Below are 19,444 nucleotides of genomic sequence, written 5' to 3' on the forward strand. Positions count from 1 at the left end.
CCAAACCGTTTAAGGTGGGGCTGTTGGTTTTGTTTTCGGTTTAACCTCAGATTTAGGTACCAGCGCTCCTTTAGGGGCGCTTTTTATGCCTGAGCTATTCGATTGTTTTGGCTTTGTTGTCATGATCGCAGTTTGGCAAGGCGCATAAGGATAGCGTCCAAAAGCGAATGCCTTCGTCGACTAAAACGCTGACAAAGTCTGAATCGCAAAGAAGAGCATGATGTGTGAGGGGTATAAACAGCAAGACCGGCCGTTGGCCGGTCTTGCTGTTTAATGGTTTGACAGGGAAATCAGAGCGGGTCCCCGGCGGTATGCACATCAATATCCGGATGAGTTCTGGCATAGTTGAGTGCCAACACCACCAGCACTACCATGGACGAAGTCAAAAGCCCAATGCTGAGTTGCCCCATCATGGGCACCAGCGACATTAACATGGCCGCAAGGCCGGCGGCAAAGTTCTGCAGGCCACCGAGCAGGGCGCCGGCAACCCCGGCTTGACGCGGGAAGGGTTCAAGCGCCGCCGATGTCAGTGCCGGAAACAATATGCCGGCCCCGGTGAAGAAGAGCACTGAGCCAATCAGTAGACTCCAACCTATCACCAAAGTTGACAGGCCGGGCAGCAGTAAAAACAGTGCCCCGGCACCCAGCAGCGCTACACCGTGGTGAAACAGTTTATGCAGTGATGCCTGTCTGCCGGCATACCAGGCTCCCAACAGATAACCCGGAATAGGCGCCACGAAATAACAACTGACCATCATGGGGCTCATAGCCAGCACCTGGCCATAGAGTATACCGGCGATGGCTTCAAAGGCGGCAATCCCGGCGAAGGTAGCCACCAAGGACAGCAGATAACCGCGAAAGGCTCTGTGCTTCAGCACCAAGGCATAGGACTTGAGCATGGACTGCGGCTGGCGTTTCTCCTTGGGGAGGGATTCCTTGAACCTCAGCGCCAGGGTTATCACCACACAGACACCGAAAAAAGCCAGGAACCAATACACGGCATGCCAGCCATAATGCACACTCAACACTCCGCCAATAAAGGGAGCCAGCAGCGGCGAGAACACCACGGCCATGGACACATAGCTGTTGAAACGCACCAGTTTTTCGCCGAAGAAGAAATCCCTTGGAATAGAGCGGCAAAGGGCACCGGCACTGGCTGTGCCGCAGCCTTGAATGGCACTGGCCAGCAGCAAGGTATTAAAGCTCTCGGCGCAGGCGGCGATGATGGCACCTATGACGAAAAGACTAAGACCGATGAGCAGCAGCGGTTTGCGACCGAATCTGTCCGATACCGGGCCATAAACAAATTGCAGTAGGCCATAGGCCAAGAGATAAGTGCCCATAATCGCCTGCAGTTGCCCGGCACTGACACTGAATTGCTCACCCATCATAGGCAGCGCCGGCACAAAAATGGTTTGGGCAATCTGGCCGCTGGCGACCATCATCACCAGCATGATTAATAAAGGCTTCAAGGATACGCCGGAAACATTCTCATCAGGTACCACAGTAATACTCCCACAACCTTGATAAAGAACCATAACTAAAGAACCGTTTGGGAAGATGCCGATAAGGCGAGTGCCTCTTGAGATAAGTATCTGCCCCTTCCTGCTCGGGAGCTCCCGAGACGGGCGCTATCATACTCGGCAATTTTGCAATTTCAATGACAGAAGTCGCTGTTATACAAGAAAAAAATTAAGGTTATTGATAACATTTTATATAGAATATATTTGTGTACCTTAATCTTTACACTGTTTGGGTGGAATACAACCCAAAAGTTGGGGTTGTTTACCTTTGAAAGCGCCATGATAGCCCTACAGAGGACTTTCATTGCTGTATTGAGTCTCTATATTGGAATGATATGTTTACAAATCTTGATGATGGATTATTTTCCATCGGTTCTTTCATTCGGCCTTATGGACAAGTACCAAGTGCCGGCTATCCTGGCAAGAGTGAGGTTAAACGACTTGCCGCCACATGAATGCGGCAGTAAACTGCGCCGGCTCTTACGCACGGCAGTCAAAGCATCAAGGCTGGCGGTAAGAAAGTCGTACACTAGAGTTATTAAGTCATTGTAATTCGGGAAATTCATGTCAATTCAACCTCACGCGGTACACCGTCTGTATGAATACCGACAGTCGCTGTCGACCAAGCCTTATGCATCAAGGGGCAAGAATCTTGTTCGCTGTGGCCGTTGCCTGTTGGAGCAGAGCTTTTGTACCTGTGAGCACAGGCGCCTTCTGCCCTGCGAAGCGGCGTTTGCTTTGCTTATGTATGATGCCGAGGTATTGAAACCCAGCAACAGCGGGCGTTTGATAGCCGATCTCATTCCGGATACCCATGCCTTTCTTTGGTCGAGAACTCAGCCGGACCCTCAACTCTTAGCCTTGCTGGAAAACCCGGATTATCAGCCTTATCTGGTGTTTCCGGGGGAATATGCCTTACCGGGGCAAGAGGTGGTGACTGAGGCTTTGAGCGAGGTGTTCGCTAATCAGGGAGATCCGGAGCAAGGCAAGCGACCGCTGTTCATTTTGCTCGATGGCAGTTGGCGTGAGGCGGTGAAGATGTTTCGCAAGAGTGCTTACCTGCATCAATTACCTATGTTGTCATTCAGCGCCGAAACCTTGGCTCGCTATCAGCTCAGAAAGGGTAGCCGCGACTTTCAGATGGGTACAGCCGAAGTGGCAATTTTAACGCTGCAGTCTCTGGGTGAAGAGGGCTGCGCCGAAGCGCTTGATACTTGGTTTAAGCTCTTTATCAGCAGCAGTCTGGCAACACGTAGCCGCTTGATAAAAAATAAGCCCGAGCATATTCAATCACTTAAAGAGCAGTTTGCTTTTCAGGTTGAAACTCTGAGGCTTAAATAAGTTATTAGCTTTCCCTTAATAATAGTCGGGAATTGACACGCAGCTTCAAGGACTTACACTGGTAAATGAACAACCTGTCGCCAAACGTCGGGGTGTTTAACAATCAGGATCTCCCATTGAACGCTGGAAGCTGCTATGTCCTCTGTCTTTGCTGCGCTAATGACCGTCTTCGCCCGAAAGGGTTCAAATGCATCGCTTTTCTCTATGCCACTGCTTATCGTCAGTGGCTTTTTATTGCTCGGTTGTGACCCCGAACCCGTTGCCATCACGCCCAAACTGGTGGTGGTGGAAGAGGTCAAACAGGCGACGGTGCCTGTCTACGGTAATTATGTCGGTATCACCAAGGCTTCTTTGGATGTGGAGGTCAGGGCCCGCGTCGATGGCTTTGTCGAGGAGCGGCTCTTTACCGAGGGCAGCGCGGTCAATGCCGGCGATATCTTGTATAAGATAGATAACAAGCCCTATAACGCTGTGGTTAATCGACTCAAGGCCAACGTCGAGTCGCAGCAGGCGATACTGGAAAAGGCGCAGCGGGATGTGAAGCGTCTGAAACCCCTCTATGAGCAGGATGCCGCCAGTCAGCTGGATTATGATAATGCCCTGTCGGCGTTGGCGCAGGCCAAGTCGGCCCTGGCCGCCGGCCACGCCGAGCTGGAAGAGGCGCTGCTGGAACTCAGTTATACCGAAATAAGAGCGCCGATCGCAGGTCTGGTCAGCCGCTCTGAGGTGGATATCGGCGCCTTGGTCGGCAGTCAGGGGCAATCGCTGCTGACACGGGTGAAGCAGGTGAATCCCATCTATGTGAATTTCAATATGTCGGCGCTGGATTACCTCAATGCCAGACGGCGAATGACCAGTTACAACCAACAGCAGGAAGCGGAAACTGAAGGCAAGGCGGTTGAAGGCTTTGTGCGTATCACCTTACCGGACAACAGTGATTATCGCTATTTGGGTAACGTCAGTTTTACCGATCCCCAGGTCAATTCCAGCACAGGTACCTTTGAGGTGAGGGCGGTACTGCCCAATCCGGACAAGGAGTTATTGCCGGGTCAATACACCAATGTCAGGATCAAACTCAGTGAGATAGACAATGCCATAGTGATCCCGCAGCGCTCGACTCAGGTAGATCAGGGCGGCGTCTATGTGATGGTGGTGATGCCGGACAATAAGGTTGAACGGCGCTTTATCGTGATTGAATACCAGGGCCCGGAAGGCGTGGTGGTTAAAAGCGGTCTCAACGCCGGTGAACGTGTGATAGTCGAAGGTATGCACCGCGTGCGTCATGGCCAACTGGCCGAGCCGCTGGATGCCAAAGAGTATCAAAAGCGGCTCGACGAGCAGGAAAAGAAAGAGGCACTGGAGCAGCAATCAAAAGAACAGGAGCGTAAGTAAATGGCTCAGTTCTTTATCGGACGGCCGGTATTCTCGGCTGTTATCAGTATCGTTATCGTGCTCCTGGGCTTGATAGCCATGTTCCAGCTGCCGGTGGATCAATATCCCTATATCACGCCGCCGCAGGTGAGTATCTCAGCCTCTTATCCGGGGGCAGCTTCCACTACAGCCGCCGAGTCTGTGGCAACACCGCTGGAGCAGCAGGTCAACGGTGTGCCCAATATGATCTATATGAGCTCCAAGAGCACCAATTCCGGCAGCACCAATGTCACCATTACCTTTGATGTGGGCACCAGTCCGGATCTGGCGGCGGTGGATGTGCAGAATGCCACTCAGCAGGCCATCGATAGCTTGCCTATCGATGTACAGACCGCCGGGGTGTCAGTCTCCAAGGATTCCTCGGTGGAACTGCTCAAGCTGTCATTGACCTCCAAAGATCCCCGTTTTGACGAGATTTACCTCTCCAACTACGCCTCCATCAATATCGAATCGGCACTGAGAAGGATCCCCGGCGTTGGCCGGGTTCGTAACACAGGCGCTCGCAGTTATGCCATGCGGGTGTGGTTGCGCCCGGATGCCTTGGCCGGTCACAGCCTGACTACCACAGACGTTATCGATGCCATCAAGGCACAAAACAAGGAAACTCCGGCTGGTACCGTGGGTACCCAACCCAACACTAGCGCCTTGAGCCAGACCTTGCCGATAACCGCCAGCGGACGTCTGTCCAGTGTCAGGGAATTTGAGGAAATCATAGTTCGCGCCAATCCCGACGGCTCGCTCATTCGCTTGCGTGACATTGCCAGGGTAGAACTGGGTTCTTCGGCTTATACCTTACAATCACAACTCAATGGGGAAAACGCCACCATCTTGCAGGTGTATTTGCTGCCCGGTGCCAATGCCCTTGAGGTGACCCGTAAGGTCAAGGAAACCATGGCCGAACTCGCGACCAAGTTCCCAAGCGGTATGGACTGGCAGGTGTTTTACGATGCTTCTGTGTTTATCGAAGAGTCTATCGATGAGGTAGTGCAGACCCTGATCGAAGCCCTGGTGTTGGTGGTGTTGGTTGTGTACCTGTTTTTGCAGAACCTGCGGGCGACCCTTATCCCGGCGATCGCGGTACCTGTCTCTTTGATAGGGACGCTGGCCGCCATGCTGGCCTTCGGTTTTACCATCAATACAGTAAGCCTACTGGCACTGGTTTTGGCCATTGGTATTGTAGTTGACGATGCCATTGTGGTGGTGGAAAACGTCGAGCGACTTATCAATGAAAAGGGCATGAGCCCGATGGCGGCCACCCGCAGCGCCATGAAAGAGTTATCCGGAGCCCTGATAGCGACCAGTTTGGTGCTGTGCGCCGTGTTTGTTCCCGTGTCCTTCCTTGCCGGTATCACAGGTATTATGTATCGGGAATTTGCCGTCGCCATTGCCGTAGCCGTGCTGATCTCGACAGTGGTGGCATTGACCCTGAGTCCGGCACTTTGCGCCTTGTTGTTGCGTCCGGGCGATGCGGCCAAGAGCGGTTTCTTCTTCTGGCTCAACAACCGCCTCTCCAAATTGACCGACAAATACGTATCCCTGGTAGGTGTAGCCAACAAACATGCGCGGCGCAGTTACCTGGTGTTTGGCGCCATGGTGGTGGCGGTTTGGTACATTATGAGCCACTTGCCATCGAGCTTTATGCCGGATGAGGACCAAGGGCGTTTCTTTATTGATATGACATTGCCGGCCGGAGCGACGGTCAACCGCACCCAAAAGGTACTCAAGATTGCCGAGCGCCATGTGCTGGCCCATCCTGCGGTAGCCTGGTCCTTCACCCTGGCCGGTGAAAACCGCCGCTCGGGTTCGAATCAGGCCAACGGCCAGTTTGAAGTGGTCCTCAAGCCCTGGGCGGAGCGGGAGCAAAGCCAGGCCACAGTGCAGAAGGTGATGAAAGAGCTGAAACATGAACTCAGCCAGGTATTGCAGGCAGAGTTCAACCTCTACCTGCCATCGGCCGTGCCCGGTTTGGGGAACGGCTCCGGGGTTGAAATGGTGCTGCAGGATACTTCGGGAACCAATTTCAAGGGGCTGATGGAAACCAGCAACGAATTGGTGGAGCAGCTCAAACAACAACCGGAAGTCGCGGCAGCGGCCATGTCGCTGCAGGGTTCCATTCCGCAGATGTATCTCTCGGTCAACGAAGCCAAGGCTATGGCTATCGGGGTGGATGTGGCCGATCTTTACAGCACTATCAAGACCTTTACCGATTCCTCTGTAGTCAATGATTTCAATCTGTTTGGCCGGGTGTATAAGGTCAGGGTTCAGGCCGAGGACAGTTATCGCCAGTTCCCCCAGCAGATCAAAGATTATTATGTCCGGTCATCCAATGGTGTCATGGTGCCTATCGGAGTTCTGGCCGACTATGAATATACTGTGGGGCCGGCGGCTGTGACTCACTACAATCTGTTCTCCAGTGCTTCCATCAACATCACTCCGGCAGCCGGGTATGCTTCAGGTGATGTGATAAAAGCAATCAACAGAGTAGCTAAGCCCATGCTGCCGCCCGAATTCAAGTACGAATGGACCGGGCTTACCTTCCAGGAAGTACGCTCGGCCAACCAGACCAGTATCGCCATTACGCTGGCTTTGGTGTTTGTATTCCTGTTTTTGGCGGCGCTGTATGAGAGTTGGACCATTCCTGTGGCCGTGCTGCTTATTGCTCCGGTCGCCATGCTGGGAGCCTCTTTGGCAACACTGCTCAGTGGTATGCAGAGTAATCTCTTCTTCCAGGTTGCCTTTATCGCCCTTATCGGGATGGCAGCCAAAAACTCGATTTTGATTGTCGAGTTCGCTAATCAACTGCACCGGGAGGGCCGTTCAAGACTGGAGGCGGCAATGGAAGCCGCCGCGATGCGCTTCAGGCCGATTTTGATGACCTCCATGGCCTTTATTCTCGGTGTCTTGCCACTGGTGTTATCGGCCGGACCCGGCTCAGTCAGTCGTCACTCGGTATCTATTCCCATCCTTGGCGGCATGGTGCTGGCGACCAGCATAGGGATTATACTGGTGCCGCTGTTCTTTGTGACCACAGCCGGTTGGGTTCGCGCCAAGGTTAAGGGTGATTCGGCAAGCCAAAAGCCGGCAACGGAGGAAGGCTTATGATGACCGGAGTATTAGCCATGAGCCAAGAGAAGCCGAACAAGGGCCTTGTCAGTTGCAAATGCACTAGACCGGCGCTAGTCGCTTTGATACTTTCCTCGGGCCTTTGGGGCTGTACTCTGGGGCCTGATTATCAGCGCCCCGAGCTCAACATGCCGGCGCAGTTTGATAAGACGCTGCCGCAAGTAGAGTCCAATGAAGCCGTTAAGGATGAATGGCAGACGTTTTTCCTCAATCCCGAACTGCAGGCGCTTATTCGTCAGGCGCTGGGAAACAATATCGACCTGGCGATGATGCAGAGCAGGCTGCGAGCCGCCAGAGCCGAAGGGCGGGTGGTCGATGCGGCCCTGTGGCCCGAACTTGGGCTGGAGTTTGAAGCCAAACGGTCGCTTAGCAGCGCCATTACCAATAAAGATCCCAGTGCCAAGACAGCCTTGGGCCTTAACGGGGTCGCTTCATGGGAGCTGGATATCTGGGGCGCCAATCGCCGGGCCAGTGAGGCGGCGCTTGCCAATACTCTGTCGCAGGCAGAGCTGCTTGAGGCATCCAAAATCAGCCTTATCAGTGATATCGCCACCGCCTTTTACGAGCTGACCGATATAGAGCAAAGACTTAAGATCTCCCGGGAAACGGCTCAGATCCGCGCCAAGGAACTGCAGCTGGCTAAGCTCAGGCGGGCCAACGGGATGATCTCGGGTCTCGATGTACACCAGGCGGAAGTGGAATATCAAACCGCCATGGTGACCTTGCCTCAGCTCGAATATGACAGCAAGGCCAAACGTAATCAGTTGCTTATCTTACTGGGGGCTTACGATCACCCCTTGCCAGAGCTTCCCAAACTGGTGAGCAGTGAATTTCCCGAATCTCTGGCGGTTGGGGTGCCTTCACAGCTACTGTCGCGCCGCCCGGATGTACGCGCCAGCGAGCTGGCTCTGGTAGCGGCCACGGCCGGGGTCGGGGTAGCCAAGAGCGCCTTTTTCCCCGGCTTTACCATTACCGCCGAATATGGCCGCGAATCTAATAGCCTGGATAACCTTTTCAGCTCAAAGGGGCTCACCTGGTCGCTGCTCGGTGGGATCACGGCGCCAATTTTCAATGCCGGCAAGATAAGCGCCGAATATGAGATAGCCAACGAAGCGCAGGTGCAGGCAATGCTTGCTTATCGCAGCACGGTATTGAACGCCTATATGGAAGTACGCAATGCGATGAATGATTATCAGAGAACGCAGCAGGCTCTGATAGAGCAGCAACGCTTGCTTGATGCTTCCTCTGAGTATGTGCGCCTGGCGCGGCTCAGATACAAGAACGGTGTTGCTACTTCACTCGATTTGATGGATGCCCAGCGCCAACGCTTCAGCGCCGAGCTTTCGTTGAGCGAGTCAAAACGCGATAAGTTGCTGGCTATGATAGCCCTATATCGCGCCCTGCGTGGCGGCGCACCGGCAAAGAGTTAACCCAGGGAACACAGTAACCTCAGTCGAGTTTCTTGAGTATATCGCCCAGCAGTTGGTGGGCCATTTTGGCGTCTCTGTCACTGAGGCGAGAGAGGCTCTCATTCAACCACAGGCTTAACTTGGCATCATCGGCGGCATCGACTCGCTCCAGCAGAGTGGTGGCTTTTTGTTTGAGGGCGCTGAGTTGTGCCAACGGCGATTGAGCACTTTTTAGCCCCAGGCTGCCATCGGCACAAGCCAAAGCCTGACCCAGAGCGTAGGAATAGACCATCACGGCTTGCGCCAGATTGAGGGAAGGGTATTCGGTGGCCAGTGGTACGTAGCTGAGCAAGTCACAAATTGCCAAGTCGGCGTTACTCAGGCCGCTGGCCTCACAGCCAAAGACGATGGCGGTGCGCTTCACCTGTTCCTGCTGATGACTCAGTTGTTCGCCGAGTTCTGCCGGGCTTAAATAGTGTCGTGGGCTGCCGCGCTCTCTTGCTGTGGTGGCCACCATAAGCTCAAACTCTTCTCTGAGCTCATCCAGGCTGGCCACTTCACGGATGTTGTCCAGTATGTCCTCGGCGCCGCAGGCGACCCAGGCCGCTTCCTCTTCCCGGTGAGCTTGCGAATTCACCACAATGAGTTCATTGAACCCTTGGGTCTTGATTGCGCGGGCAGCAGCGCCAACATTGGCGGCGCGAGCAGGGGAGACGAGTACAAAGCTGAGTTTCATCCGAAAAAAGGCTCTAAAGGAAAACTGCAGCGATTATAAGGTTCTGCAATCGAGAATAAAGCAAAAAAGCTGCAACCGGCCGGGAAAAGGTTTGTTGCAGCTCTATTTGAGCAGCCAGAAGGCTTAAGGCACTGTGTTACTTGGAATAATTGAACACTGTTTCGGCCCGCCACACCCGGTAGCGCAGCTCGGCATCTTTAGGCAGATAGATAACCATAGGCAACTTGCTGTTATATCTCAGCTTGTATTCACCCGGAATGCGAACAAACTCTTCATGCTTGGCCTTATCGAAGCAGGCCATCATGGTCGAGCGTCCCGGGCCAATTTCATCCAACTCCCAATAGGTGTAACCCCAACCTTTGAGATCCATCTGCTTCAGCTCGCCCATCAGGCCGTGCTTGTTGCAGTCGACCATCTGGGTTTGGCCCACCTGAATTTCAACCATGTAGTCGTCTTCGTTTTCCAATTGGGGCAGGGTCAGTATGTGTTGCACCATGCCTTCTTTGGGGGCGGGGAACATCTTGCTGCTATCCTGCGGCTGATAGCTGTTGGCATCAAATTGGTTTGCAGTAATCATGTTCTGATTGTATCCCTGTGGATGCGGCGGGCTGACTGCCAAAACCTGGGCAGATAACAAAGCGGAAGCGATAAGTGCCAGTTTCAGTTTGCCGGACTTAAGCATAGGTTTTCTCCTTATGGGCCCGCTATGGGCTGAAATCAATTATTGGATTGGCGCTGTGTATGATTGCGCTTCTGTAGAGTTAAACGGCCAGCTTCTGAGAAAGGGTTATTTATTTTCAAAAAAATCATAAATAATTTTGTATTGCTATACAAATCAAAATAGTACCAGCTATGTGCTTGCTCTTAATTCAAGTTATCGAGAGGCAAAACGCCCACCAGGTTCAGTCTGGCGGGCGTTGTCAGTTCAGGCCGGTTCGTGTGAACCGGCTGTTCGTTTAAACACAGCTGTTTATTTAAATGCCAACTTCACCACCATCGACTTTACGCAGCACCACGGTCGCTGCCCTCGGGCGTATGCTGGTGCCGATGGGTGTTTCCTCGGCGGCATTGGCCGATACCGGCCAATTCCCCGGGTGCTGGATGTTGGCAAATACCGAAGTGTAGTCCGGCGAGATAGCAAAGCCTGTGACTTCACAGCCATTGGGACCGACAAAGAAGCGCTTCAGCTCGGTTTGATTGTCGGCGGTAACTGTCAGAGGCTTGCCGTCGCCATCGACCATCTTGGATGGCACTATTGCCAGCATCTGGTCGTTGGTGTGCTCAGTCACCTCTTTGGCGCCATTATCTGTCTGGATCCACAGAATACCGCGGGCATCGAACGCCAGGCCGTCCGGGCTGGCCAACTGGTTAAGTTCAGTCAGGCCGGAGAGGTTGGTGGCGTCGTCACCGTCGGCCGGAGAACCGAACAGGAAGATATCCCAGCTAAACTCGGTATCACTGGCACCTTCATCCCAGCGGATGATATGGCCAAAGTTGTTTTTAAGCCTTGGGTTGGCGGCGTTGGCTTCAGTCCGCTTGGAGTTGTTGGTCAGGGTCAGATAGACACTGCCGGTGAAAGGATCCACCACACACCACTCGGGTCTATCCATTGGCGTCGCGCCAACCAAATCGGCGGCGCCGGCGGTATTAATGATGATATCTGCCTGGCTGGCAAATGTATCGGCTAGGGTCTTGCCGTCCTTTGTCATGGCATCCATGGTCAGCGGCAACCATTCACCTACGCCACCTTCGTTAAACTTGGCCACATACAGGGTACCTTCATCCATGTACTTGGCACCGGTTGCCAGGCGGTTGCTGCTGTCTGCATCCTTGGGATCCCAAAGCGCCGCCGAAACAAACTTGTACAGATATTCGAAGCGCGAGTCATGGCCCGAATAGAATACCAGTGGTTTGCCTTCGGTCAGCTTGCCGTAGGCGCAGCCTTCATGGCGGAAACGCCCCAGGGCTGTGCGTTTGACTGCGCGGGAGTTGGGATTGTAGGGATCGACTTCGACGATATAGCCATAGCCGTTATCTTCATTGCGATAGTCATACATGGCATCGCTGGCCTTGGGGGTGACATCGAAACGGGCAAATTCATCCAGTCGCTCTTCGGCATGACCGGCCAGATCGGCCCAGCCATAGCGGGTAGAACTGCTGCTGACACCGATACGGCTTTGGGCTTGAGTCATCTCGCCCTTATTGACGAAGTAGCCGGGCCAGTTCTCTTCGCAGGTGAGGTAAGTCCCCCAAGGGGTATAACCGTTACCACAGTTGTTCAGGGTGCCACGGGTCTGGCTGCCATCAGGCGAGAAGGCGGTTACGACTTTGTCTGTGTAGGCTACCGGGCCGCTGAGATCCATGGTGGAAGCACCGGTGAAGCGGCGATTGTGTTTGTCGTCCTTGACTACTTCCCAGCTGCCGTCGTTAAGCTTGATGCGTACCACAGTCATGCCGTGAGCATTGATCTCTTTACGGACTTCATCGACCAGGGTTCTCAGGCCGGTATCGGCATCCATAGTCGGGCCGTTGGGGTGCAGGGCATCTTGTTCAATGTATTCATGGTTGATACACAAGAGGCCATCGGTTCCGGCTTCATTAAGCGGGAAGAAATGCATGCCGTCGTGGTTTTGACCCACAGAGTTGGCCTGATCCTGAGCGGTATTACTGCCATCAGCCTTCCAATCGGCCGCTTTACTGTTCAGCGGAGTCCCCCAGGGAGCCAGGACCTGAGCCCGGTAACCTTCAGGGATAACCACTGCATCAAGGCGAGAACCGGCTACCGACTCAAAACCGAGTGTAACACTGGATTGGCTGGGAGGAACCGGAGTAGGGGGCACAGGATCCGGTGTGCCAGAGGTGTTATTGTTGTCGGAACCACAGCCGGCAAGGCCGAAGCCGCCGAATGCAGTCAGGGCACTGACGCCCAAGCCACTTTTTACAAAATTGCGCCGGGAAAGGTGTTTATCCAGTACCTGGGCAAAAGGTTCGTTCTGACTCTTGTTATAACGCGTCGGATCGAAAGTCGCCTTGCTCATAAGATTTCACTCCGTGATCTTCTATCTCGTTATAGGAATTGCAAATGCGACGCAAAGACTAATGACGCCATATGACAGCCAGATAACTGAAAGGTGACACAAATAAGACATAATCCCCCGACTTTAGGATGAAGTTTGTTAATCCCATGGTCACACTTGTGATTTTTTTCAGTCGCAATGCTTGAAATTGTGTCAGGAAAAAGAGATATTTCGCCTATCAAATAGTTTGAACATCAAAATATAACAGCAGGCTAACTATGAGTTCAGAGTTTCATACCACCACGCGCTGGCAGCATAATCATAACTTTACCCACCATAATGAGCAGGGAGAGAAGAGTACCAAGTGGGTGCTTTTGCTGACTGTGGTCACCATGGTGGCCGAGATTGTTGCCGGTACTATATACGGTTCCATGGCGTTGTTGGCCGATGGTTGGCATATGGGAACTCATGCCGCTGCATTTATGCTGACATTGTTTGCTTACTCTTACGCCAGGAAACATGCCAACAACCCCAGATTTGCCTTTGGTACCGGCAAGGTCAGCGTACTCGGTGGTTTTACCAGTGCGATTGCTCTCGGCTTGGTGGCACTGTTGATGTTGATAGAGTCCGGCTCCAGACTCCTGTATCCGGAAGATATTCATTTTGACCAGGCGATTCTGGTGGCCATCATAGGTTTAACCGTCAACATCGTCAGTGTATTTCTGCTCAAGGACCATCACGGTCACGATCATGGCCACAGTCATGGGCATAACCATGCACATAGCCATAGCCAGGCAGATAGCCACAAGCACGGACATGACCACAATCACAGCCATCACAGCGATCACGGACAGCAGCATGTACACGACCATGGGGATTCCCACGGACACAAAGATCATAATCTGCGCGCAGCCTATTTCCATGTATTGGCCGATGCCTTGACCTCCTTGTTGGCAATTGGCGCGCTGTTGGCTGGTAAATATTTCGGATTGAATTGGCTGGATCCCGTGATGGGCATTGTCGGAGCTGTTATCATCAGTCGCTGGGCTTGGGGACTTATCAGCCAAACCAGCCCTATTTTGCTTGACGCCGGTGTTGAAGCCGAGTTCAGTCGTAAGCTGGTGGAACGGATAGAAGCCGAAAAAGACCACAAGGTAACCGATATTCATGTGTGGCCGGTCAGCGCCGATCATCACGCAGCCATGATCTCTTTGGTGAGCCACGCTCCCCACAGTACCGACTATTATCATGAGTTGCTGGCGGATTTCAGTCGCATAGATCATCTGACCATTGAAGTAAATCAATGTGCCGACTGCGATAAAGCGGCGATGCCGAGAGCCAAAGAATGTGAGCAAGCGAGCCACACTGAGACAGGACATCATCACCATCATCATTGAGGTGCAAGAATAGATGAAACAGCAACAGCGGCAGGATTCGCTGCAACAGTCAATCAACCACGCCATCATAGAGTTTTATGAGCGTCTGTCCTCATGGGAGCAGAGCGTAGTCAGAGACCAAGGCGCTTCACTGGCTCAGATCCATACAGTGGAGATCCTGGGGGCTCACGGCCCTATGAAGATGAAGGAACTGGCGGAAAAGCTCGGTATTACCACAGGAACCCTGACCGTGCAGGTTGAACGTTTGGTTAAGGCGGGCCTGGCCGAACGTCAGCCGCTGGAAAATGACCGGCGCGCCATCCAGGTATCCTTAACCGAAAAGGGCGAGCAGATGTTTAAAGAGCATGATGCCCTGCATTTGCAGTTAACCCGAGAGATGACCGCGAAATTCAGTGACGCTGAGCTGGAGCAACTGCTTGGGTTCTTCAATCGGCTCAACAGCGAATTCTAATTGCGATTGTTTACCCTGATATAAAACCTCAAAGCGCCTTTAAAAGGCGCTTTCTTTTTCTCCGGAACATGGAAGAGCACAATAAAACTTGCCGTAATTTACTCTCAGAGACATTTTGGCGACTTCCGGTTTGCCAAGCTTAATGCGCCTCCAACTTACAATTGCGGGACATTTGCATGCAAAACGGCTCTTGAGTTATCAAACGACTCTTTTAACCTTTTATACCGCAGTTTTAGCGTATGGTGCATCGCGAACTTTCCCATTGGCACAGAGTCTGAAAGCTTAATTCGGCCCCATGAGCGATGTCGGAACCGATAAGGGAACCTTAAGATAAAATTGTTATATTAACATTTAGTTAACCATAAGTTGAAATTGCTGAGCCTTGCATCAATTTTAACCGTCATTTAGGAATGAGTGTGTTGAATCCCATCTCTGTCAATCGCCTGACCTTTGTACTGGCACTGTATTTTGTGGCCGTGTTCAATGTGCCTTTTTTTACCATAGTCAAACAGGGGCTCGAGAACCAAGCGCATGTGGCTCCTTTGTTTGTGGCTACCATTCCCATCTTCTTGATCTCGGCTTTGGGGATACTGTTTTCCCTGTTCAGCTTTAAATATATTCTCAAACCTTTTTTTATTGTGCTGTTGCTGTGTTCATCGGGGGTATTTTTTGCCGCGTTCAAATATGGCGTAGTATTCGATACCGGCATGATAGAGAATACCTTTCAGACCAACAGCGCCGAGGCCTTGACCTATGTGAACTGGGCATCGATATTAAATCTGCTGTTGACCGGGGTGCTGCCGGCAGTGCTCTTGTATCGTATCCAGATCGCCTATAAGCCCATAGGCAAGGAGCTGGCGTACAAGGCGCTGTACATCATAGCGAACATCCTCATCATAGTGGTGATAGCCTTTTTCTATATGCAGAACTATCTGGCTTTTGGTCGCAATAATGATGAAATCAAACGCTACATTGTGCCCACCTATTTTGTCGGCTCGGCGGCCAAATACATCAATCAGCACTACCTGCAAAAGCCGCTCGAATATCAAGAGTTGGGTACAGATGCCAAGCAGGTAAAACCAGCCGGGGAAACTAAACCCAGACTGATGGTGCTGGTGGTTGGTGAAACCGCCAGGGCGCAAAATTACCAATACTATGGCTATGACAGGCCAACCAATGTCTACACCAAGGCGATTTCACCGCTGATCTTCAGCGATGTCAGCTCTTGTGGCACGGCCACGGCAGTTTCTTTACCCTGTATGTTTTCCCGAATGAACCGGGAAGATTATGACTCCCGCGCCGCCAAGGCTCAGGATACCGCTGTGGATGTGCTCCACCATGCCGGTGTGAAAGTGCAGTGGTTTGATAACGACAGTGGCTGCAAAGGAGTGTGTGACAGGGTGGAAAACAAGCTGATAGCACTGAACGCCGATCCCAAGCTGTGCGATGGCCAGTTTTGTCAGGATCAGGTGCTGCTTGATGAGCTCAAACAAGCCTTGTCGCAGCCAAACAATGGCCAGGATCGCCTGATAGTGTTGCATATCATCGGCAGTCACGGACCTACCTATTATCTGCGCTATCCGGAACAATATCGCCGTTTTACCCCGGATTGCCAGCGCAGTGACATTCAAAACTGCAGCCGCGAGCAGCTCACCAATACCTATGACAACACGATTCTGTATACCGACTATATCGTCTCTCAGGTGGTCGAGCAGCTAAAGGGACGCAGCATCGATTATGATACGGCAATGATGTATCTGTCCGATCACGGTGAATCCCTGGGCGAAAAGGGCATGTACCTGCATGGATCACCCTATGCCATAGCGCCGAGTGAACAAACCAGGGTGCCTTGGATGGCTTGGTTTTCCAAGCAATTCAAGCAGCAACTTGGGTTGAATGATGACTGCCTGGCAAAGGAAGCCGCCGCCAAGAGTGTTTCCCACGACAACCTGTTCGATACGCTGTTGGGGCTCTTCGATGTCAGCAGCAAGGTTTACCGGCCTGAGTTGGACTTGATTGCCCTTTGTCGCCGTTAAGCTAGTCTGCTCCAATTATCAAAAGAACCCGGCATTGGCCGGGTTCTTGGTTTTGAGGTGTGGTTGTTCACCTTCAATATAGAAGGGTTATGTGTCCTTGCCGGCCAGTTCCATGTGCATCTTGATCAGGTGTTCTTCCATATCAAAGGTGACAGTAAAGCCAAGACTCTTGGCGAGACTGGCCATATTGCGGTTCTCGAACATGGTGAAACCGGTTAACACCTGAGTGCCCGTGGTGCGGTAGTAGTTGATAAGCTTCTCCAGCAGCAACTTGCCAATACCGATCCCCTGATGGGAACTGCGAACCGCCATGGCAAATTCCGCTTCTGTGTTATCCGGATCGATAGAGGCTCGCACTGCACCCAAGGTTTCCTCTTCGCCGTTTTCATCTCTTATGGTGGCGATAAACGCCATCTCACGGGCGTAATCTATTTGGGTCAGTACCGCCATTTCTTCATGGGTCATACGCGAGCGTACCCCGAAATAGCGCTTGTATCTGTCTTCATCTGTCAGCGAGTTGTCAAAGTCCAGATGCTTGGGTTCATCTTCCGGCAGTATTGGCCGCAACATCACCTCAAGGCCATTACGCAGTTTGGCTTTTTCTTCCAGCTCTTTGGGGTAGGGTTGAATCGCCAGTCGTCCGGCGTTATCCGTAACTTCCGGGTTAAGGCGCAGATTGACATCCAAGAGGGTAATTTTCTCGCCCGCCGCCAATACAGGATTAAGATCCAGGCTCTCGATTTCGGGGCAATCGATAATGAGCTGCGAAATCTGGGTCAACATCAGGCACAAGGCTCGCATATCCAAGCCTTGGGGCAAGTGACGATCGCGGATCTTTTGAGTCTTGAGCGCCTGGATCACCATATAACGTGCCAGTGCCATATTCAGTGGCGGCAAGGCGACGGCCGCATCCCGGGTGGGTTCCCACTCGGAGCCACCTTCACCGAGCATGATGGCTGGGCCGAACACTGGGTCGTTGATTACCGCGACTCTGAGCTCCTGTGCGCCGGCGGTCAGCGCCATCTTTTGCACTATCATGCCTTCCACCGAGGCTGCAGGGTTGGAGGCGTGCACCCGTTCGACTATTGCCGCCGCGGCCTGATTGACCTCGGAAGCCGATGTCAGATTCAGCATTACCCCGTGAACGTCCGATTTATGCAAAATATCCGGTGATTGCACTTTCAATGCCACGGGATAACCCGCCTTATCGGCAATGGCCACGGCTTCGGCCGCATCCCTGGCAAACCAGGTATCTATGGTATCCAAGCCATAGGCGTTGAGTATGTTGCGGGCATCATGGGTTTCCAGTACCCGTTTGCCCTTGGCTATGGCTTGCTGCAACAGACTTCTGGCGGTAGTGCTGTCTGTTGGGATAGTGTCAGGTATAGATTGCGGCACTTCCTGCAGCAGTTTTTGGTTACGGCGATACTCCACCATATGCATAAAGGCGCGCACGGCGCCCTCGGGTGTGCGGTAAGTTGGGATCCCCGCCTTGGAAAAGTGCTTTCGAGCCCGGTAAGCGGCATCTTCACCGCTCCAGTTGGTTAAGATGCTCACCCGGTTACGTTTCGGGTGCTGTTTGACAGTTTCAATCAATGCATCGGCTATGGTGACGCTTTCGCCAAGGGCCGAAGGGGAGTGCAATACCAAGATGGCGTCCAGCTCATCACTGTCCATTAATACCGACAGCGCCTGGCTGTAACGCTCGGCGCCGGCATCACCTATGATGTCAACCGGGTTTTGCCCGGACCAGGTGGAGGGCAACCGCTGCGAGAGTTTCTCCACAGTGGTGTCGGACAACTGTGCCAGCTTGCCACCCTTGAGTACCAATTCATCCACCGCCAGCACGGCGGGACCGCCGCCATTTGATAAAATACACAGGCGCTCGCCATTGAGCGGGTTGAGGTGAGCCAGACTCTCGAGCGCGGCAAATAGCTCAACCAAGTCGGTGACCCGCAGCATACCGGCGCGGCGAAAGGCGGCCTCATATACGGCGTCATTACCGGCAATGCCACCTGTGTGCAGTTTGGCTGCATTGCCACCTTCGGCGCTGCGGCCGGATTTGATCACCAAAATAGGTTTATGCCGGGCCGCGGCTCTGGCTGCCGACAGGAAGTGGCGCTTCTCATTGACCGAATCTATATAGAGCATGATGGCGCTGGTGCGGGAATCGCGGCCGAGAAAATCCAGCAGCTCATCGAAGTCTATGTCTGTGGCATCACCGAGGGAAATAAATGAGGAGAAGCCGATCCCTTTGTTGTTGGCCCAGTCGAGTACTGTGGTGCAGATGGCTGCAGACTGGGATACAAAGGCTATTTTACCGGGCAGGGCACCGGCATGGGCCAGGCTGGCATTGAGTCCCTGGGGCGGCAACATCATCCCCAAACTGTTGGGACCGAGGATCCGCATGCCGTAACGTCTGGCGTTGGCTTGAGTCAGTTCAAGCAGGTTTTCGCCTTGTTCGTTTAATTCATCGGCCATACCGGAGGCCATGATGATCGCCACTTTGCAGCCAAATTGTGCCAGGGTTTCCACTATCGCAGGTACGCTGGAGGCGCGGGTACAGATGATGGCCAGGTCAGGTTTGATCGGCAAAGACTCAATATTGGGATAGGCCAGCACGCCCATAACCGCGTTATACTTGGGCGTTACCGGCATAATTGGCCCGGCAAAGCCCCCCGAGAGCAGGTTTTTCATTACCACATTGCCCGCTCGCTTGTCGCGATTGGACGCGCCAATGACGGCGATGGACCCGGGTTTGAACAGCGTGTGCAGAGTACGTTGGCTCATGAATTTCCCTGTCGGCAAAGGACCTTGTCTATGCTCCATGATTCCATGGCCGGAGAAAGTAAGCAATATGCAAAAAGTCGGGCTTGATTTACAAAAATACCATGCAGTAGAGGTGTTTACTCTTTTTGCGGGAATGAAAAGACAAGAGCAAGAGGAAACGCAAACTTGAATGGCGGGAAAGGGGAATTTT

12 protein-coding genes are annotated in these 19,444 nt (G+C 52.9%); 7 read left to right on the top strand and 5 right to left on the bottom strand.

The window, feature by feature from the left end; translation table 11 throughout:
* Positions 1–290 precede the first annotated feature (290 nt).
* Positions 291–1,472 carry a multidrug efflux MFS transporter EmrD gene (gene emrD, locus HCX89_RS12845; protein ID WP_257574394.1) on the bottom strand — a complete coding sequence of 394 codons (1,182 nt, stop codon included), beginning with the start codon at positions 1,470–1,472 and terminating at the stop codon, positions 291–293.
* Between the two features lie 615 nt (positions 1,473–2,087).
* On the opposite strand from emrD, the gene HCX89_RS12850 reads away from it, so the two are divergent.
* The 4 genes from HCX89_RS12850 to HCX89_RS12865 all read left to right on the top strand — a co-directional run bounded on the left by HCX89_RS12850 (position 2,088) and on the right by HCX89_RS12865 (position 8,848).
* Positions 2,088–2,864 (top strand): tRNA-uridine aminocarboxypropyltransferase, encoded by a 777-nt coding sequence (locus HCX89_RS12850; protein WP_025889957.1) that lies wholly within the window; start codon positions 2,088–2,090, stop codon positions 2,862–2,864.
* Positions 2,865–3,068: 204 nt separating this feature from the next.
* Entirely contained in the window at positions 3,069–4,256 is a 1,188-nt protein-coding gene (locus HCX89_RS12855) for an efflux RND transporter periplasmic adaptor subunit (protein ID WP_025009717.1), read from the top strand.
* A complete protein-coding gene (locus tag HCX89_RS12860) occupies positions 4,257–7,397 on the top strand; it encodes an efflux RND transporter permease subunit (RefSeq protein ID WP_062793681.1) in 3,141 nt (1,046 codons plus the stop codon).
* The gene (locus HCX89_RS12865; protein ID WP_254428386.1) at positions 7,394–8,848 is read left to right on the top strand and encodes an efflux transporter outer membrane subunit; all 1,455 of its coding nucleotides are present in this window, start codon (positions 7,394–7,396) and stop codon (positions 8,846–8,848) included. Before HCX89_RS12860 ends, HCX89_RS12865 begins: the two co-directional genes overlap by 4 nt.
* A 19-nt stretch (positions 8,849–8,867) precedes the next feature.
* Here HCX89_RS12865 and HCX89_RS12870 read toward each other — a convergent pair whose 3' ends face one another.
* The 3 genes from HCX89_RS12870 to HCX89_RS12880 all read right to left on the bottom strand — a co-directional run bounded on the left by HCX89_RS12870 (position 8,868) and on the right by HCX89_RS12880 (position 12,601).
* Positions 8,868–9,563, bottom strand: coding sequence for a tRNA/rRNA methyltransferase (locus HCX89_RS12870; RefSeq protein WP_044734462.1), 696 nt, complete (start codon positions 9,561–9,563; stop codon positions 8,868–8,870).
* 136 nt (positions 9,564–9,699) lie between these two features.
* Complete coding sequence (eco, locus tag HCX89_RS12875) at positions 9,700–10,245, bottom strand: serine protease inhibitor ecotin (RefSeq protein ID WP_044734463.1); 546 nt, start codon at positions 10,243–10,245, stop codon at positions 9,700–9,702.
* A gap of 292 nt (positions 10,246–10,537) precedes the next feature.
* Positions 10,538–12,601, bottom strand: coding sequence for a PhoX family phosphatase (locus HCX89_RS12880; protein ID WP_071237664.1), 2,064 nt, complete (start codon positions 12,599–12,601; stop codon positions 10,538–10,540).
* Between the two features lie 257 nt (positions 12,602–12,858).
* On the opposite strand from HCX89_RS12880, the gene HCX89_RS12885 reads away from it, so the two are divergent.
* The 3 genes from HCX89_RS12885 to HCX89_RS12895 all read left to right on the top strand — a co-directional run bounded on the left by HCX89_RS12885 (position 12,859) and on the right by HCX89_RS12895 (position 16,464).
* On the top strand, positions 12,859–13,977 hold the full coding sequence (locus HCX89_RS12885; RefSeq protein WP_107004794.1) for a cation diffusion facilitator family transporter: 1,119 nt from the start codon (positions 12,859–12,861) through the stop codon (positions 13,975–13,977).
* Positions 13,978–13,990: 13 nt separating this feature from the next.
* Complete coding sequence (locus HCX89_RS12890; RefSeq protein WP_025009721.1) at positions 13,991–14,428, top strand: MarR family winged helix-turn-helix transcriptional regulator; 438 nt, start codon at positions 13,991–13,993, stop codon at positions 14,426–14,428.
* Positions 14,429–14,838: 410 nt separating this feature from the next.
* A complete protein-coding gene (locus HCX89_RS12895) occupies positions 14,839–16,464 on the top strand; it encodes a phosphoethanolamine transferase (RefSeq protein WP_071237666.1) in 1,626 nt (541 codons plus the stop codon).
* Between the two features lie 87 nt (positions 16,465–16,551).
* On the opposite strand, the gene HCX89_RS12900 is transcribed toward HCX89_RS12895, so the two are convergent.
* Positions 16,552–19,254 carry a bifunctional acetate--CoA ligase family protein/GNAT family N-acetyltransferase gene (locus HCX89_RS12900; protein ID WP_071237667.1) on the bottom strand — a complete coding sequence of 901 codons (2,703 nt, stop codon included), beginning with the start codon at positions 19,252–19,254 and terminating at the stop codon, positions 16,552–16,554.
* Positions 19,255–19,444: the final 190 nt, after the last annotated feature.

This window comes from Shewanella sp. Iso12 (assembly GCF_012030025.1).
GTDB lineage: Bacteria > Pseudomonadota > Gammaproteobacteria > Enterobacterales > Shewanellaceae > Shewanella > Shewanella algae.

Excerpts from the sequence above, each read along its gene's own strand:
- HCX89_RS12885 (WP_107004794.1), top strand. The coding sequence starts at position 12,859 with ATGAGTTCAGAGTTTCATACCACCACGCGCTGGCAGCATAATCATAAC.
- HCX89_RS12870 (WP_044734462.1), bottom strand. The coding sequence starts at position 9,563 with ATGAAACTCAGCTTTGTACTCGTCTCCCCTGCTCGCGCCGCCAATGTT.
- HCX89_RS12860 (WP_062793681.1), top strand. The coding sequence starts at position 4,257 with ATGGCTCAGTTCTTTATCGGACGGCCGGTATTCTCGGCTGTTATCAGT.
- HCX89_RS12850 (WP_025889957.1), top strand. The coding sequence starts at position 2,088 with ATGTCAATTCAACCTCACGCGGTACACCGTCTGTATGAATACCGACAG.
- HCX89_RS12900 (WP_071237667.1), bottom strand. The coding sequence starts at position 19,254 with ATGAGCCAACGTACTCTGCACACGCTGTTCAAACCCGGGTCCATCGCC.
- HCX89_RS12865 (WP_254428386.1), top strand. The coding sequence starts at position 7,394 with ATGATGACCGGAGTATTAGCCATGAGCCAAGAGAAGCCGAACAAGGGC.
- eco (WP_044734463.1), bottom strand. The coding sequence starts at position 10,245 with ATGCTTAAGTCCGGCAAACTGAAACTGGCACTTATCGCTTCCGCTTTG.
- HCX89_RS12890 (WP_025009721.1), top strand. The coding sequence starts at position 13,991 with ATGAAACAGCAACAGCGGCAGGATTCGCTGCAACAGTCAATCAACCAC.
- HCX89_RS12855 (WP_025009717.1), top strand. The coding sequence starts at position 3,069 with ATGCCACTGCTTATCGTCAGTGGCTTTTTATTGCTCGGTTGTGACCCC.
- HCX89_RS12880 (WP_071237664.1), bottom strand. The coding sequence starts at position 12,601 with ATGAGCAAGGCGACTTTCGATCCGACGCGTTATAACAAGAGTCAGAAC.
- HCX89_RS12895 (WP_071237666.1), top strand. The coding sequence starts at position 14,839 with ATGAGTGTGTTGAATCCCATCTCTGTCAATCGCCTGACCTTTGTACTG.